13 protein-coding genes are annotated in these 16,655 nt (G+C 67.8%); 3 read left to right on the forward strand and 10 right to left on the reverse strand.

The genetic code is table 11. The features are described from left to right. Positions 1-444: 444 nt before the first annotated feature. Complete coding sequence (locus A7X97_RS17255; RefSeq protein ID WP_072168742.1) at positions 445-1,632, forward strand: benzoate/H(+) symporter BenE family transporter; 1,188 nt, start codon at positions 445-447, stop codon at positions 1,630-1,632. Between the two features lie 6 nt (positions 1,633-1,638). Here the strand turns inward: A7X97_RS17255 and A7X97_RS17260 are convergent, their stop codons facing one another. The 5 genes from A7X97_RS17260 to egtB all read right to left on the reverse strand — a co-directional run bounded on the left by A7X97_RS17260 (position 1,639) and on the right by egtB (position 6,964). Then, positions 1,639-2,412 (reverse strand): DUF2628 domain-containing protein, encoded by a 774-nt coding sequence (locus A7X97_RS17260; protein ID WP_088497538.1) that lies wholly within the window; start codon positions 2,410-2,412, stop codon positions 1,639-1,641. A 50-nt stretch (positions 2,413-2,462) separates the two neighbouring features. Further along, positions 2,463-3,329: a D-hexose-6-phosphate mutarotase gene (locus A7X97_RS17265; RefSeq protein ID WP_072168784.1), complete on the reverse strand. Its 867-nt coding sequence runs from the start codon at positions 3,327-3,329 to the stop codon at positions 2,463-2,465. A 40-nt stretch (positions 3,330-3,369) separates the two neighbouring features. Next, on the reverse strand, positions 3,370-4,638 hold the full coding sequence (locus A7X97_RS17270; protein WP_088497537.1) for a lytic murein transglycosylase: 1,269 nt from the start codon (positions 4,636-4,638) through the stop codon (positions 3,370-3,372). 83 nt (positions 4,639-4,721) lie between these two features. After that, positions 4,722-5,696 (reverse strand): L-histidine N(alpha)-methyltransferase, encoded by a 975-nt coding sequence (gene egtD / locus A7X97_RS17275; RefSeq protein WP_111008239.1) that lies wholly within the window; start codon positions 5,694-5,696, stop codon positions 4,722-4,724. Next, positions 5,693-6,964 carry an ergothioneine biosynthesis protein EgtB gene (egtB, locus tag A7X97_RS17280; RefSeq protein WP_072168746.1) on the reverse strand — a complete coding sequence of 424 codons (1,272 nt, stop codon included), beginning with the start codon at positions 6,962-6,964 and terminating at the stop codon, positions 5,693-5,695. Before egtB ends, egtD begins: the two co-directional genes overlap by 4 nt. A gap of 166 nt (positions 6,965-7,130) precedes the next feature. On the opposite strand from egtB, the gene A7X97_RS17285 reads away from it, so the two are divergent. Next, a complete protein-coding gene (locus tag A7X97_RS17285) occupies positions 7,131-8,411 on the forward strand; it encodes a GGDEF domain-containing protein (RefSeq protein WP_072168747.1) in 1,281 nt (426 codons plus the stop codon). A 3-nt stretch (positions 8,412-8,414) separates the two neighbouring features. On the opposite strand, the gene A7X97_RS17290 is transcribed toward A7X97_RS17285, so the two are convergent. Beyond that, positions 8,415-8,807 carry a YchJ family metal-binding protein gene (locus A7X97_RS17290; protein ID WP_072168748.1) on the reverse strand — a complete coding sequence of 131 codons (393 nt, stop codon included), beginning with the start codon at positions 8,805-8,807 and terminating at the stop codon, positions 8,415-8,417. Between the two features lie 102 nt (positions 8,808-8,909). Here A7X97_RS17290 and A7X97_RS17295 point away from each other — a divergent pair, with 102 nt between their 5' ends. Further along, positions 8,910-9,689, forward strand: a complete 780-nt coding sequence (locus A7X97_RS17295) for a sulfite exporter TauE/SafE family protein (RefSeq protein ID WP_005411690.1) — start codon at positions 8,910-8,912, stop codon at positions 9,687-9,689. Positions 9,690-9,886: 197 nt separating this feature from the next. Here A7X97_RS17295 and A7X97_RS17300 read toward each other — a convergent pair whose 3' ends face one another. The 4 genes from A7X97_RS17300 to folE form a co-directional block, all read right to left on the reverse strand. Further along, on the reverse strand, positions 9,887-13,267 hold the full coding sequence (locus A7X97_RS17300) for an ATP-binding protein (RefSeq protein ID WP_053496750.1): 3,381 nt from the start codon (positions 13,265-13,267) through the stop codon (positions 9,887-9,889). Positions 13,268-13,283: 16 nt separating this feature from the next. Beyond that, positions 13,284-13,985 (reverse strand): DUF4194 domain-containing protein, encoded by a 702-nt coding sequence (locus A7X97_RS17305; protein WP_005421303.1) that lies wholly within the window; start codon positions 13,983-13,985, stop codon positions 13,284-13,286. Further along, positions 13,972-15,441: a DUF3375 domain-containing protein gene (locus A7X97_RS17310; protein WP_072168749.1), complete on the reverse strand. Its 1,470-nt coding sequence runs from the start codon at positions 15,439-15,441 to the stop codon at positions 13,972-13,974. Before A7X97_RS17310 ends, A7X97_RS17305 begins: the two co-directional genes overlap by 14 nt. 112 nt (positions 15,442-15,553) lie before the next feature. Beyond that, positions 15,554-16,165 carry a GTP cyclohydrolase I FolE gene (folE, locus tag A7X97_RS17315; RefSeq protein ID WP_004141296.1) on the reverse strand — a complete coding sequence of 204 codons (612 nt, stop codon included), beginning with the start codon at positions 16,163-16,165 and terminating at the stop codon, positions 15,554-15,556. Positions 16,166-16,655: the final 490 nt, after the last annotated feature.

The raw sequence follows: 16,655 nt of genomic DNA on the forward strand, positions 1-16,655 counted from the left end.
TATGCCGCGAAGTTTCCTTCGAAGCGAGCCGCCCATTATAGCCGGCTTTTCCGCTTCGTCAACACCTTTTTTCAAGGTTGTCTCACCGGAGTGGACGTTGTTGCCGATGCTGCTTCGTCGTTGGGCCCGAGGACCTTTCGTCGTTGCGAGCCGCCTATTATGCCGGACTTTTCGAGTCCGTCAACACCTTCGTTCGATCAACGCGTTCGTCGGTGGTGGCGTCGCTGTTCGCGTGTCGTTTCCGGGGAAGCGATGCGCTGCAGCAAGGGGCGAATTCTAGAGATCCTGCAGATTTCGTCAAGGCTTTTTTTTGCACGGTGATGACAGAAGCATCGCGACATCACGCATGACGTACGCTCGAAGATCGCGGCGGCGTTGCCCGCGCGTTGCGCGGTCAACGCCGCAACCCCTATCAATGCAAGGATGCACAGTGGAGACAGAGCAATGAGCATGCAGGTGCGGCGCGCGTGGTGGCGCGATCTTTCGATGCCGGCCATCGTCGCTGGCTTCATTACGGTGCTGGTTGGCTTCGCCAGCTCAGCCGTGATCGTGTTCCAGGCCGCACAGGCTGTCGGTGCCGACCAGGCACAGATCGCCTCATGGATGTGGGCACTGGGACTGGGCATGGGTGTCACCTGCATCGGGCTGTCGCTGCGCTATCGCGTGCCGGTGGTGACCGCATGGTCGACACCGGGCGCGGCGATGCTGGTGGTCGGTGCCGGTGGCGCCTCGCTCGCCGAGGCCACCGGTGCATTCCTGCTCGCCGCAGTGCTTGGCATGCTGGCAGGCTTCTCCGGGGTGTTCGCACGATTGATGCAGCGGGTGCCGATGGCGCTGGCCGCCGGCATGCTGGCCGGCGTGCTGCTGCGCTTCGGTCTGGACGTGTTCGTGGCCATGAATTCCCAGCTGGTACTGGCACTGGCAATGTTCGCCACCTGGCTGGCGGGACGCCGCCTGTTCCCGCGCTATGCGGTGATCGCCACACTGCTGGTCGGCATCGCGGTCGCAGCCAGCCGTGGCCTGCTGCACGCACAGCAGGTGCAGCTGCAACTGGCGATGCCGCAATGGGTGACCCCATCCCTGTCCTGGACTGCGGTAGCCGGCATCGCCCTGCCCCTGTTCGTGGTCACCATGGCCTCGCAGAACATTCCCGGTGTGGCAGTGATGCGTGCCTCCGGCTATGACGCGCCGGTGTCGCCGCTGATCGGCTGGATCGGCGTGGTCAATACCTTGCTGGCGCCGTTCGGTGCCTACGCGCTGAACCTGGCGGCAATCACCGCCGCGATCTGCATGGGCCGTGATGCACATGAGGACCCGGCACGACGCTATACCGCCGCCATGGCGGCAGGTGCCTTCTACATCATCATCGGACTGTTCGGCGCCACCGTGGCCGCACTGTTCGCGGCCTTCCCCAGGGAGCTGGTGGCGTGCGTGGCCGGTATCGCGCTGTTCGGCACCATCGCCAACAGCCTGGCCAGTGCGCTGGCGGTAGAGCGGGACCGCGAGGCGGCACTGGTCACCTTCCTGGTCACCGCCTCGGGGGTCTCCCTGGCCGGGATCGGTTCGGCGTTCTGGGGCTTGGTGGCCGGTGCGCTGTCCCTGCTGGTGCTGCGGCCCCGTCAGGGCCGCTGACCTGCCCTACCCTGCCAGTGCGGCGCCGATGGTGCTCAACACCACCGAGATGACGATGGCGGCCAGTGTAGCGACCACGCTGGTGCCGCCGCGTGCGGTCAGCTCGCTGTGCAGCCGTGCGTCATCGCCGCCGCTGACGGCACGGGCCTGGGCGATCAGGCGCTGGCAGTGTGCCAGGTACCAGGTGTTGCCAAAGGTGCCGGTGGTGACGCTGAGCGCGATGGTGATGACCAGCGACACGCCTTCGGGCACATCCAGCATGGTCTCCACCACGCTGATCAGCAGCAGCAGGCCGACCCACATTGCCGCCAGGCGGTACATTTTGCGGTACATCATCCAGATCGGGCCGAGCAGGAAGGCCGGCCAGTGCCAGGTGCCACTGCCCGTGGCAATGCCCTGATCCAGCCGCCAGCGCTGGCGATAGATCGGGAAGTTGCCGCCGACCACGCTGGCGTACAAGGCCCTCTCGCCCTCCAGCCCCGCGGCGGCAGCCCTGTCCGGTGCAGCGGCGGGGGCTCGATACGGATCGGACGGATCGCCGACATTCGGCGCAATGCCCTCAACTGCAGGGGCTGCGTCGATATCCGGGGCCGGACCCACCTCGATGGGGGTGGAAGCCTGCTCCAGTTCGGCCAACGGCCGCCATGAGGGCATGCCTTCGCACCAGAGCAGGGTGCGCGCCGTAACCGTCCCTTCCCGCTGCCGCTGGCGAAGACCGGCCAGATCGACCGGCCCACTGCTCTGCCTGCCATTGGCGTACCACCATTGTGCTTCCTGCATGTTTTCCGTCCCTGCTACCTGCCTCGACAAACTGGAACCGCTGCCAGCGCCTACAGCGCGGTACTGCCCAGGGTCTGCACCAGTTGATGGCGCGCACCCGCCGCAAGCGTAATCTGCTCTGGCCCGGCGTTGGCCACTTCCAGGCACACGTAATCGTGCCAACCGTCGCCGACATCGGCCATCTTCGCCGCTGCCTCCATGCCGGGGTTCCAGGCCACCAGGGTCTGGCTGCCTTCGCTGCGGATCTCGATCCGCCGCTGCAGGACGGGATCGCGAAGCACGTAGTGGCCGCCGGCACCGGTATAGATGCGGTCGCTGCGCCCCGGATCGCGCGGGTCACGCAGTGACCAGGGCCCCTGCTGCTGGCGCAGCTGCGCGCCGTCCTCGTACTTGTCCAGGTACTGCAGGCCGTCGAGGCCATCGACCTCGACACAAGTGGCATCGCCGACCCGGAAGTAGCTGTGCAGGGCCTGGGTGAAGGTCACCGGCGAGGTTCCGGTGTTCTCGGTGACGAGCTGCTGGCGCAGCTGGCGGCCGATGCGCAGCTGCATCTGCAGGCGCAGGCCGGGATCGGCGCAGGGCGCAGGTGCCAACTGCAGCTCGACCTCGCCATCATCGCTCTGGGTGGCCTGAAGAAGCTCCCAGCGCGCGGTACGTACCAGGCCATGCGCCGGTACATCGGCACTCTGGCCCTGGCGGCCGAACCACGGCCAGCACACCGGGACGCCACCGCGGATGGGCGTGGGCAGCTCGGCGCGCGTGGGCGAAAGCCAGAACAGATCGGGCTGCCCATCGGGAATGAACGACAGCAGCTGGCCACCAAACACACTCACGACCGCTGTGGCATTGGCGGTTCGCACCTGCCAGGCCTCCAGGCCGTGATACAGGCCGGTGCTGATGTCCGGATTCGACTGCATGCGATGACGCTCCTTGAAGACCGCGGCGATGATGTCGCGGTCAACGTGCCGCCGGCAAGGCATTCTGCCCAGCGGGTGCGATGGCGGCCGCCTCTTCCTGCAGCGTGCGCAGGATGCGCTGGCCTGCGCGGCCGTCCACCTCGCTCCAGCCCAGGCGCTGCTGCTCGGCCTGGATCGCGCGACGCGTGGCGGTACCGATCATGCCGTCGGCGGCACCGATGTCGTGGCCGCGGGCCAGCAGCAGGGTCTGCAGCTGGCGACGCTCATCGCGGCCCAGGCCTGGATCGTCGGTCGGCCAGGCGGTAGCCAGCCCGTTGCCGCCGCGCAGCTGGTCGGCAAGCGTCGCGATCGCCAGCGCATAGCTTTCGGCAGCGTTGTAGCTGTAGATCGCGTCGTAGTTGCGGAACACCAGCAACGCAGGGCCCTTGTTGCCGGCCGGCAGCAGCAGGGCGGCGCGCGCATCCGCCGGCAGGTTGGCCGGAGCCAACGTGCTGCCATCCAGCGCGGTCACGCCCTGCGCGCGCCAATCGGCCAGGGCACGACGCTGGGTGCGGCCGGCCTGGCTGGCGTTGAAGCCGGCGGGCACATGCACCTCCATGCCCCATGGTTCGCCACTGCGCCAACCGGCACGCTTGAGGTAGTTGGCGGTGGAGGCCAGTGCATCGGGAATGCTGCCGACCAGATCGCGGCGGCCATCGCCATCACCGTCCACGGCGATGCGTGCATAGGTGCTGGGCATGAACTGGGTGTGCCCGAAGGCACCGGCCCAGGAGCCGGTGAGCCCCTGTGCCTGCAGGTCGCCGCGGTCGATCAGCTTGAGCAGCGCCAGCAGCTCACCGCGGAAGAAAGGTTGGCGGCGGCCGGCGCACGACAGCGTGGCCAATGACTGCAGCAGCGGGCGCTTGCCGAACACGCGGCCGTAGTCGCTCTCCACGCCCCAGACCGCGACGATGGTGGCCGGATCGACGCCATACTGGGCCGACACGCGATCGAGCAGGTCGCGGTGCTGCTGCAGCAGGGCGCGACCATCAGCCACGCGCTGGCGATCGACCAGCGCGGCCAGGTAGTCCCAGATCGGCGTGGTGAATTCGGGCTGTGCATCGAGCAGGCCGAGCACGCTGGGGTCCGGGGTGAGCCCGGCGGTGATCTCGTTGAAGCGGTCAGCGCCGATGCCCTGGGTCGCGGCGGTGGCCTGCAGGCCCGCCAAGCAGCGGCTGAACGCCGGATCGGTGCTGGCGGCGGAAGCCGCAGGCAGCGCCGGGGTCGACACAAGGGCGGCCGCCAGGCCGAGCGTGGTCAGAACAGGCATGGCGTCCTCCGTGTTGCCGTTGCACGGCCATCTTAGGGGCAGCGGTGCTGCCGAACCTGAAGGGGCACCGGCTGGCCACCACCTCAGGCGCGGCGCAGCAGGCGCAGGCCATAGGCGGGGCTTTCGGCATCCCATCGCTGCGCCACCTGCAGGCCCGCCTGCCGCAACAGCGCGTCGAAGCTGTCCTCGGTGTACTTGTGGCTGTACTCGACGCGAATGGGTTCACCGGCGGCGAAGTGGAAAATGCGGCCATCCAGGTGGACGTCCTGTGCCCGCTGGCTGACCAGATCGGTCTCGATGCGCAACCGCGCGGTGCTGTAGCGTGCACGATGACGGAAGCCATCGAGATCGAAGTCGCTGCCGATCTCGCGGTTCAGGCGGGCCAGCAGGTTGAGGGTGAATGCGGCGGTGACGCCCTGCGCATCGTTGTAGGCCGCCTCGATCAACGCCGGGTCCTTGTGCAGGTCGATGCCGACCAGGGCCAGGCCATCATGCCCCATGGTCTGGCGCATCGCGCGCAGCAGCGCGACCGCGTCCTCGCCTTCAAAGTTGCCCAGCGTGGAACCCGGGAAGAACAGCAGCCGTCGCGCGGGTTCGCGTTCGGGCATGGGTATGGCGACGGGACGGGTAAAGTCGGCACAGACCGGCAGCATCTCCACCTCGGGCAGCGCCGGGGCCAGATGGTCGATGCTGGACAGCAGCGCGGCACGTGAGATTTCAATCGGCGTGTAGGCCACCGGGTCGTGCAGGGCGGCCAGCAGCAACGCGGTCTTGCGGCCACTGCCGCTGCCCAGTTCCACAACGTGCAGGTGCGGCCCGACGCTTCGGGCGATGTCCGGCAGTACCCGTGAAAGCAGGGCCAGCTCGGTGCGCGTGGGGTAGTACTCTGGCGTATGCGTGATCTGCTCGAACAGGCGCGAGCCGCGTGCATCGTAGAAGTACTTGGACGGCAGCTGGCGGGGCGTGCGCAACAGCCCGGCCACCACGTCGGCAAGGATCTGCTGGCGGCCGGGAGTGAGATCGGTCAGCGCCTGCAGCGCGTCCTGCACCGTACTCATGCGAGATCCCTGGCCAGGCGCAGCCCGGAGAACTGCCAACGTGCCGGGGGCATGAAGAAGTTACGGTAGCTGGCACGCACGTGGCCACGCGGCGTGGCGCAGCTGCCACCGCGCAGCACCCATTGCCCGCACATGAACTTGCCGTTGTACTCACCGAGGTTGCCGGCGAAAGGGCGAAAGCCCGGATAGGCGCCATACGCGCTGTGGGTCCATTCCCATACGTCGCCGAACAGCTGCCGCAGCCCACTGCCCTGCCCCGCCCGAGGGTGCAGCTGATCGTCGTCGGCAAAATGGCCACGCAGGGGCTGCGTCGCAGCGGCGGCTTCCCACTCGAACTCGCTGGGCAGGCGCGCACCCGCCCAGCGGGCGCAGGCATCGGCCTCGTAATAGCTGAGGTGGCAGACCGGCGCATGCGGGTCCAGCTCTCGCCAACCGCCGAGGGTGTACTCGCGCTGCAGGGCATCGTCCCAGTACAGCGGGTGCTGCCAGCCCTCGGTTTCGCGCAACGCCCAGCCTTCGCTGAGCCACCAGCGCGGCTCGCGGTAGCCGCCAGCCTCGATGAAGGCGAGGTACTCGCCATTGCTGACGGGACGCTCTGCCAGTGCGTGTGCGGGGAGCAGCACGCGATGCGCCGGCGATTCGTTGTCGTAGGCGAAGGCGGCATGCTGCGGCCAGGCTGCGGCGCCAATGGTGACGATGCGTTCGGGTGATTCGGTCCAGCCCTGCGCACTGGCAGCGCTGGGGGCAGGCTGCAGGTCCTCGCGGTAGGCCGGCTGCAACGGATTGCACCAGAACGCATGCTTGATGTCGGTCAACAGCAGTTCCTGGTGCTGCTGTTCGTGCTGCAGGCCCAACTGCAGGTGGTGCAGCGCCTGCGCGTCGAGGTCACCCGCCGCCAGTCGCGATTGCACCTGTGCATCGACCTGCTGGCGATAGTCGCGCACCTGCTGCAGCGAGGGCCGCGACAACAGGCCGCGTTGCGGCCGCGCGTGCGCTGGACCGATGCTTTTGTAGTAGCTGTTGAAAAGATAGTCCCAGGCTGGGTCATGCGCCGGCGCGCTGGCGAATCCTGCCAGCACGAAGCGTTCGAAGAACCAGGTGGTATGGGCCAGGTGCCACTTGCTGGGACTGGCGTCGGCCATGCTCTGCAGCATGGCGTCCTCTGCACTGAGCGGTGCGGCCAACTGCAGGCTGCGGGCACGCACATGTGCGAAGTGGTGGGCGAGGTCGTGCTGCGGGGCAGCGACGGCGGTGGGTACGCTGTCCATGCCTACAGCATCGGCGCAGTGCGGTGAGTGCGACGTCATGGCGGCACACTGCCCCATTCACATGGTTGCGGGCATACCCTTTCAAAAAGCGCGTGTTCAAGAAGCGGGGGAGGACGCCGCTAACGGCAGTGTTGCGGCCGCATCGTCACCGCACTGGACTTCCTGCGTGCCCCTGCATCCACTCCGCCAGCCTGCGCATTACCTGTTCGTGCTGCCCGCCGTGCTGGTCGTGCTGGTGCTGTGGATGGCACTGGGCACCGAGGATGTGGCCAGCCCGGCCCAACGCATCCTGCCCTGGCTGCTGGCCTGCCTCGGCGCAGGCCTGGCCCTGCTCTACCACCAGGTACGCACGTTGTGCCTGCTGCTGGTGGTGGCGGTGGTGTTCGCCCTGCTGCACCGGGACGTCGGGGGCTACCTGCGCAGCGGCCATGTCGGCGCCTTGACTCCGTTGCGCTTCCACGCAATCTCGGCCTGGGTGCCGCTGCTGTTTGCCGGGCTGGCACTGTGGCCTGAACGCGGACGCCGACGCCAGGACCTGCTGCTGCGCAGCGTGGTCTGCGGCGCGGCCCTGGTGATCTTCCTGCTGCTTGCGGCACAACAGCCGCAGGGCATGCACGATCTGCTGTCGAGCCGTCACTGGGCCTGGATTCCCGCCGACTGGAATGCGCTGGCGCAGCTGCCGGCGCTGCTGTTCCTGCTGGCGACCGCAGCGCTGGGCTGGCAGGCGTGGCGGCATCCGCGGCCACTGCACACGGCGATGCTGCTGGCCCTGCTGTGCCTGTGGTGGATGCTGCCGCGGATCTTCCTGCAGCCGGTACTGCTGCCGGCGCTGAGCAGCGCCGCCCTGCTGTTGATGCTGGGCGCGATGCTGCAGGAATCCTTCCACATGGCCTTCTGCGATGAGCTGACCGGCCTGCCCGGGCGACGGGCGTTCAACGAGACCCTGCAGCGGGCGCGCGGCACCTACAGCATCGCGATGGTGGACGTGGACCACTTCAAGTCGTTCAACGACACCCACGGCCACGATACCGGCGATGACGTGCTGCGCCTGGTGGGGTCGCGGCTGGCGCGTGTCGGCGACGGTGGCCGAGCGTTCCGCTATGGCGGCGAGGAATTCGCGGTGGTGTTCCTGGACCGCCCGGCGGCGGCCTGCATCGAGGCCGTCGAAGCACTGCGGCAGAGCATCGAGGACACCCGCATGCAGCTGCGCGACCGCAGCACCCGCAGCCGTGACGACGAAGCCGGCCGTCAGCAGCGCGGACGCGGCGGCACCGGCCAGGTGGTGCAGGTGACGGTGAGTATCGGGCTGGCCGACAGCCGCGTGGATCCGCGACCGACGGCAGTGCTCAAGGCCGCCGACCAGGCGCTGTACATGGCCAAGGACGGAGGTCGCAACCAGGTCCGCGCGCACGGCGGCCAGCGCCTGCTGGCTGCATCCAGTGCGTAGGGCTCAGACCGCGTCGAGGTAATACCAGCGGCCGTCGATGCACCGGAATCGGCTGTGCTCGGTCATTCTCACCGCGCTGCCGCCGCCGATGCGGTAGCGCGCGGTGAAGCGCACTTCAGCACTGTCTGCGCCGGTGACCGTGTGGTCGTGCACGGTCAGGCCCAGCCAATGGGTGCGCTGGCCTGGTGCGTCGTCCAGCGACAGCTCGGCCGGACGCGTGTCCGGGTGCCAGGTGTGGCGCAGGTAGCCGGCCAGGCCCCTCACATAGGCGCTGTAACGCGAACGCATCAGGCGCTCGGCATCGGGCGCGGCCTCGCCGGCATGGAAACGGCCACAGCAGACCGGATAATCGGCGGGAAGGCCACAGGGGCAGGGATCGGCGGATTTTCGGCTCATGCCGGCATTGTCGCCGGGTTGCAGTAATTGATCCACGCGCGGCGGCAGTCGCCCGGATCAGGACAGGCGTATGCTGTCGCGCCCCCACATTGATTGATCGCCGTGCTGGAACTGGTTCCCCCTGAGTTGTGGTGGCTGGTGGTGATCGCCTTCATCGCCGGTCTGGTGGATGCTGCCGTGGGCGGCGGCGGCCTGGTACAGCTGCCCGGCCTGTTCACGGTGCTGCCACAGCAGACGCCGGCGATGCTGTTTGGTACCAACAAGTTCAGTTCGATGTTCGGTACCGGTGCGGCTGCCTGGCGCTATGCGCGCAATGTGCGCTTCCCGTGGAAGCCGGTGCTGTTCGCGGCCGGCACCGCTTTCATCTTTTCCTTTGCCGGGGCCACGGCCGTCAGCCTGTTGCCGAAGGATGCTGTACGGCCGCTGGTGCTGGTGCTGCTGGTCGCGATGCTGGCCTACACGCTGTGGAAGAAGGACTTCGGCGCGTTGCACCGGCCGCAGGAGATCGGCCGCCGCGAACTGGTGATCGCGCTGGCGATCGGTGCGGCGATCGGCTTCTACGACGGCTTCTTCGGGCCAGGCACCGGCAGTTTCCTGATCTTCCTGTTCGTGCGCTTCTTCGGGCTGGATTTCCTGCGCGCGTCAGCGGCGTCGAAGGTCGTGAACCTGGCGACCAACGTGGCAGCGATCTCGTTCTTCGTGCCGACCGGCAACATCCTGTGGCTGTTCGCGCTGCCAATGGCCGCAGCCAACATCATCGGTTCGGTGGTGGGCACGCGCCTGGCACTGAAGGGCGGCACGCCGTTCATCCGCAAGCTGTTCGTGGGGCTGGTGGTGGTGCTGATCGCGCGGATGGCGTGGGATACGTTCCGCGCTGCGTGAATGCGCGTCATGACCCGGTAGGTGCCAACCTTGGTTGGCACGCCGTTTCCGGTCGCGAAGAGCAGCCGAGCATGGCTCGGGTCTACGGAATGCCTGGGCGCGGAGTGTTGCCGGCCAGCGGCCGGCACTACCGGATCATGAACCCCGCCCCTGGGTAGTGCCGGCCGCTGGCCGGCATTCCCCTTCAATCGGCCGGGTCAGGCCTCGGCTTCTTCCGGTTCGTTGGCCTGCTGGCGGCTGCGCTCCGGCAGCTTCAGGCGCTTGCCCTCTTCGTCGTACTCGATCAGCAGTACGCCGGAGTCGTGGCGGCCGCTGATTTCGACGAAGCAGGCGCCACCGATGAACGGCTCCAGCGTCATCACCGACTTCAGCGGGGTGGCGACCACCATCTGGAAGCCGAAGTTGTCGAAGATGTTCATCGCCAGCGCGGTGAACTCGTTGTCGGCCTTGTCGAAGGCCTCGTCGAGCACGACCGCCGCGTAACTGGGCAGCTGGCTGTCGGCGCCGCCGAGCTGGTAGCGCAGCGCAGCCGCCAGGCAGGTAGTGGCCAGCTTCTGACGCTGGCCACCGGACTTGCCGGCGCCGCTGCGGTAGATCTCGACCTGCTGGCGCGTTTCCGCATCCAGCTCGACGCCGATGAACTCCACGTGCATGCGCACGTCCAGCACCAGCTCGCGCCAGCGCTTGTCCTCGCCTTCCTGCGAGCCGAGGCGGTTGACCAGCTGGCGCAGCACGGTGAACTGCGACTCGGCCAGCTCGCGCTGCTCGGTCTGCTGCTGCGACAGAACCTCGCGCAGCTGCAGGTGGAACTCAGCGACCTCCGGCAGGCGGCGGTCGCTCAGTTCGATGGTCAGCAGCGTGCCACGGTTGAACGGCACCTGCTCCAGGCTGGCGTTCACCTCGTCCAGGCGCTGGCCGATCGACTTGCGGGCCTCTGCGCTGTGGCGCTGCAGGGCCAGCAGGTTGTTCTTGCTCTGGTTCTGTAGCAGGTCGAAGAAGCGCTCTTCGTGCTGTGGCAGGCCGTCGCGTTCCAGCCGTTCGAGGCGTGCGAGGAAGTCCTCGGCCGAGGCCACCGACACGGTGAAGTCGCCCGACTCCTCTGGCCACTGCTGGATGAAGCGACGGAAGCAGCCGATCAGCTGGTTCTCGATGCGGTTGAGGTCCTGCTGCGAGGACGACAACTGCTCGTTCAGCGCGTTGCTGACCTGGCGCATGTGCGCTTCGAGCGTTTCCAGGCTGAGCGGCCCCTGTTCCTGCAGGCGCTCGGCGAGGCCGGCTTCCTGCTCCTGGGCCAGGCTCGGCAGCACCAGTGCGCGGCTCTGCTGGCGTGCGCGGTCAAGGCGATCACGTTCCTTGACCAGCTGGCCGCGCTCGACGCGGACGTCTTCATAGGTGCGGCGGGACTGCTCGATGTCGGCGCGCACGGCGTCGATCTGCTTGGCCAGCTTGGCGAGATCGGCGTTGCCTTCGCGCAGGTCGCGCAGGGTGGCTTCGATATCGCTCAGGCGCTGCTGCGGAGCGGCGATGTCGATCTCGTTCCAGCTGATGCTGACCAGCTCGTGGCAGGCCAGGCGGCGTTCGTTGTCGCGGTCACGCTGCCCGCGCAGGCGCGCGATGTCGGTCTCGCAGCTGGCGATGCGCTTGGCCAGCTCCTGTGCTTCGCGCTCGAAGGCGCCCACCTTGTCGTGGTTGTTGAAGCCGAGGATCCAGCGACGGCGGTCGCCCACCGCACTGCGGTCGTCCTTCTCGAAACGGTCGCCGGGATGCTTGACCTGGCCTTCGCGGGTGATGCCGCGGTCGACGTTGCGCAGCTGCTTGGCATCCACGCATTCGTAGTCGAAGCGCTTGCCCAGCTCGCGGCGCAGCCAGCTTTCGAACACATGCTCGCGCAGTTCAAGCTTGTGCAGCAGCGACTTCGCCGACGGCTCACGGGCGAATGCATCATCGTTGCGGCGCACGCGGTAGTAGGTGAAGCGCATGCCAAGGTGGGTACGGTTCACCCATTCGGCGACGTCGTTGTAGTGCTTGTCGTCGACCAGCAGCGACAGCGCGAAGCCACCCAGCACGCGCTCGATGGCACCCTGCCAGCCCTGCTCTTCCGAGCGGACCTGGATCAGTTCGCCGACGAAGGGCAGTGCCGCCTCGGCGATGCCGGTTTCCTCGGCCAGGCGCGCGCGCAGCTTCTGCATCGGCGCCGGGATGTTGGAGGGCGTGCGCTGCATCGCTTCGAGTTCGGCACGGACCTCGCCGAAGCGGCGCTCGTCATCGCGCTTACCGCCCAGGCGGTCACTGATCGCGTCGTCCAGTGCCGAGGAGGCACGCTGGCGGTCCTGCAGCTCGTTCTGTGCGCGCTCGACCAGTTCGGCGAAGCCATGGGCGTCGTCCGGCAGTTCGGCCCCCAGCTGCTGCGCCGCCTGGCGTGCCTGCTCGCGCTTGGCCTGACGGCGATCGCGCTCAGCTTCGGCACGACCCTGCTCGCGTTCCAGTTCCTCGATGCGCTCACCGCCCTGCTGGCGGCGCTGCAGCTCCAGTTCGGCCAGGCGCTCGGTGTGGTTGTCGAGCGCGGCACGGCGCTGGGCTTCTTCGCCAAGCAGGCCGCGGTCACGCACGTCCATCTCGCGCAGGCGCGCTTCGATCAGCGCCTGGCGCCGGCTTTCGCGGAAGCTGTCGACACCCAGCTTCAGCGCTTCGTCGTCGCCACGACGGCGGTGCATTTCCTTCAGGTCGTTGTAGTAGGCGCGGGCCGGCAACAGGGTTTCCACCTGGCGGCGGGCGGTGACCACCGCCTGGTGCGCGCCATCAAGCTCGGCGAAGTCGCTGACCAGGCGCTCGGCGGCGTCGAAGGTCTTCGGCGTGTCGAGCATGAAGTCGCGCAGGAAGACGTTGAGGTCGCCCAGGTTCTTCGCCGACTGCGTCTTGTGCAGCAGGCGCAGCGCCATCTCGTTGTCGATGCCGAGCAGGTCGCGGAAGCGCTCGGCGTAGCCGGAGAAGGTGTCGAAGTGGTGCAGGTCGGGCAGCTTCTGCTTCAGCTTGCGCAGGTCCAGGTCGAAACCGCCGAGGTCCTTGGCGATGTCGAACGGGCGCTCGGCGATCATGTAGTGCTTGCGCACATCGCCGGCCGAGGTGCCATTGCCGGAGATCCACAGCAGGCGCACCAGGCTGACCACGCGGCCATCGCCGGCGCGGTATTCCAGCACCAGTGCGGTCCAGGTCGCGCCCTTGCGCAGGTACTGGGTGGCGATTTCGCCGGTGCCGCTGTCCTGCTGGTCGGCCCACGCGCCGCGCACGTAGGACACCAGGTTGCGGTCGCGGCCACTGCGCTCGGCTTCACGTGCAGCGGCGTTGAAGTCGACGATGGCCGGTGGCGTCAGCAGCGCGGACATGGCATCGAGCAGGGTCGACTTGCCCGAGCCGGAGCGGCCGACGAACAGGAAGCCGCGTTCGGCGATCGGTACTTCGGTCAGGCCGTTGAAGGTGCCCCAGTTGTGCACCTGCAGGCGGCGCATGCGGAACTGCTGCAGGCGCGGGTCCGGCAGGCCTTCGTTGAACAGGGCGGGAGTGTGCTTGGAGATAGCCATGCGATGGTCGGGTCTCTCAGGCCTCGGCGGCCGGGGTTTCACGCAGCTGGCGGTAGACCGCCGAAAGCTGGGACACGTCTTCGGCGGAGAACAGCAGCTTCAGCGCCGGCGAGACTTCGTGGCGGTCTTCCTGGCCGCTGAGGCGGGTCAGGATGTGGTTGTCCTTCATCTTCTGCACCGCCGATGCGACGCGACGGTTGAAGCCGGCGCGGTCGGTGGACAGGTTCTTTTCGTAGATGGCCAGCGCTTCGGCCATCTCGGCGTCGGCGACCACCGCGCGGTTGCCGCGCGCATCGGCCTCGGCCAGCTGCTGGCGCAGGTACAGCAGCAGCACCGAGTCGATGAAGGTCAGCGGGGAGGTGCGCAGCAGCACCGGCGCATCGACGTCTTCGGTATCGGCCTGGCGGGTGAACGCCACGCCACTGTCGCGGTCGAGCACCAGTTCCAGGAACAGGTCGGCCAGCGATGAGCGGATGGCCGCCTCGCTGCGGATCAGCGCCGGCCACAGCTTGGCGTGGCGCAGCTGGTCGATGCTGGGGCCGATCAGCAGCTGGCACAGCGCACGACGCGCATCCAGCGGCAGGCGCCCGGTATCGCCGAGGTAGTACACGTCGTTGCCACGGCGGGGCTGCGCCACGGCCGCCACCGGCTCGGCCTCGTAGGCGTCTTCCGCCACGTCGGCCTGCGGTGCGTCGATGGGATCTTCATGCCAGCTCATGGCGTCTCTCCTGGGTGAACCAAACCAGCGGGATGCGGGCGCGACGGATCTGGCCGTCGCCACCACGCCATTGCGCAAGCTCCTGCTCGCCGGCGACCACGTTGCCGAAGCGCGTGCCCAGCGACAGGTAGCCGATGACGCTGCCAAGACCCTGCGGCGCTTCGCGCTGCGACAGGGCCTGGGCGATGCTGAGACGCGGCTGTGCATCGAGCAGGTCGTGCAGGTCGCGGCGCAGGGTGCGGAAATCGATTTCGGACGAGGCGACCAGATCGCCGACGCTTTCCAGGCTGATCGCGGCTGCGTCGTTGTATTCGACGTTGCCATCGACCTGGGCGCTGCGCGGATCGTGCAGTTTCCATTGCGACCACGAGCGCAGGCGGCTGGTGGTCAGCTGCAGGTCGCGGCCGATGCCGCGTTGTGCGGGGAACTCGTCGCGCAGAGCGAGCGCTTCGGACTGCGCCTGCTTGAGCAGCTGGTTGAGGCGACGCTGTTCCAGGTAGCCACGACTCTGCACGAAGCCGCGCAGGCTGCGCGCGAAGTTCTGCAGCACATCGTGCACCTGGCCACCGCGCTCGAGCATGGTGCTGGTGAAACCGCGCAGGAAGTTGCGTTCGTTGCGGTCCAGGCGGCGGGCGAAGCCGCGCGCCAGCACCGCTTCCAGTGCGGCATCGAGCTGGGCGCTCTGCTCGGCGTCGTTGAGCAGGCGCCAGAAGGCCTGGAAGCTGCGCCCGGCGTCACTTTCGCCGATCACGTCCACGCCTTCGAACAGCTGCGACAGCACATCGCCGCGCTCGCCCTCGTCGTCGATGATGCGTTCGCGGAACTCGCGGTTGAGCTGCTCGAAGTCGTCGCGCACGCGGCGGAAGTCCTCGGTCAGCTCGTCGGCCAGGCCGATGATCTGGCGCGCACGTTCCAGCGCGCGCTTGCCGTCCAGCGCGATCACACGGCCGGCGCCGACACGGGCAATCTCGGCGTCGATCCGGTCGCGCTCGTCGCGCAGCGCCGACAGGCGGGCGTCCGGATCGGATTCGGTCTGCGCGGCCAGCTGCGAGAGCTGTTCGATGACCAGCGCCAGGCGGCTTTCGGTGGCGGCCACACGGGCCTGCTCGAGGCCGTCGGCGAATCGGATCGCCTGCAGTGCCGCGGTCGACAGCTCGTACTGCTCCTGGTCGGCACCGTCGGGCAGGCGGCGTTCCAGCCAGCCCTGGGCCAGCCAGTGTGCGATATAGGCCTGCGCGGTACGCGGCAGCTCGCGCGACAGTTCGTCGCCGTTGAGCTGATCCAGCGCACGCTGCAGGCGCTCGTTGAGCACCGACGACGGCAGCGTGCGCTCGCCGTCCATCAGCAGCCCCTGCAGCAGGCCGATGATTTCCGGGGCGTGGTCGGCGGCAAGCAGCTTCCACTGGGGCTGTTCGCGCAGATGGCGGTAACGGGAGATGCGTTCGCGGTGCTTCATGCAGCGAAAGGAGTCATGAGGGCTGGCGGGGACGAGCAGCCGCCCGCGGCGGCCGCGCGGGCAGCCGTGGGCATGCCGGCCCGCAGAGGCCGGCGGAGTGCGGTCAAGCGGCTCAGCGCTTGCCGCCCACTTCGATGAAGCGCAGGAACTCGGCGCGGGTACGCGCGTCGTCGCGGAAGCTGCCCAGCATCTTGGAGGTGACCATGCTGACGCCGCGCTTGTGGATGCCGCGGGTGGTCATGCATTCGTGGGCGCCCTCGACGACCACGCCGACGCCGATCGGCTGCAGCACATCCTGGATGCACTGGGCGATCTGCGCGGTCATCTTCTCCTGCACCTGGAAACGGCGGGCGTAGGCTTCGACGACGCGGGCCAGCTTGCTGATGCCCACCACCTTGCCGGCCGGCAGGTAGCCGACATGCACGCGGCCGATGATCGGCGCCATGTGGTGTTCGCAGTGGCTTTCGTACTCGATGTCGCGCAGGACGATGAGTTCGTCATAGCCGGCCACTTCCTCGAAGGTGCGCTCCATGTAGGCGCGCGGGTCATCGCGGTAACCGCTGAACCAGTCGCCATAGGCTTCGGCGACACGGCGGGGGGTATCCAGCAGGCCTTCGCGGGACGGGTCCTCACCGGCCCAGCGCAGCAGGGTGCGCACGGCATCCTCGGCCTGGTCCTGGGTCACGTCGCCCTGCGGGGCGGCCTTTTCGTTGTTCTTGCTCATTGCGTACAGCGTCCCGAACGGGGGGCGAGCATCGTACCCGACCGGGGGGTGGGTCGTCCTGTTGGGACGGTTCATCGGGGGGTTCTTCCGGCGCGTGCTTGCTATCGGTCTGGAGGGGGAGAGGGGGCTGCGCAGGACACGCCGTAAATCCCGCTCCGCGGTCCGGCCCAGCCGCTGGCGGCTGGGCGTTCGGGCGCTTGCGAAGCAGTGCTTCGCAAGCAAAGCGCCCTCACCCATGGGGGCTCGATGGCGCCATCCATGGCGCCAACGGTCCTGCCTGCCCACACCGCCCCGCCTCTGACAGATTCCGATGGCTGTTGGTAGGTGTCGACCTTGGTCGACACGGTAGATCCACTCCATGCGTGGATGAAATCTGTCAGATATGGAAATGCATCTGGGGTCAGATCCGTTTTCCTGCGGAAAACGGATCTGACCCCAAGAGCCGTTTCAACAGACCGCAGAAGACTGTCGAAGGCGGGGTGGGGGGGAG

Origin of the sequence: Stenotrophomonas sepilia, assembly GCF_003244875.1 — a bacterium.
In the GTDB taxonomy this organism is placed as follows: domain Bacteria; phylum Pseudomonadota; class Gammaproteobacteria; order Xanthomonadales; family Xanthomonadaceae; genus Stenotrophomonas; species Stenotrophomonas sepilia.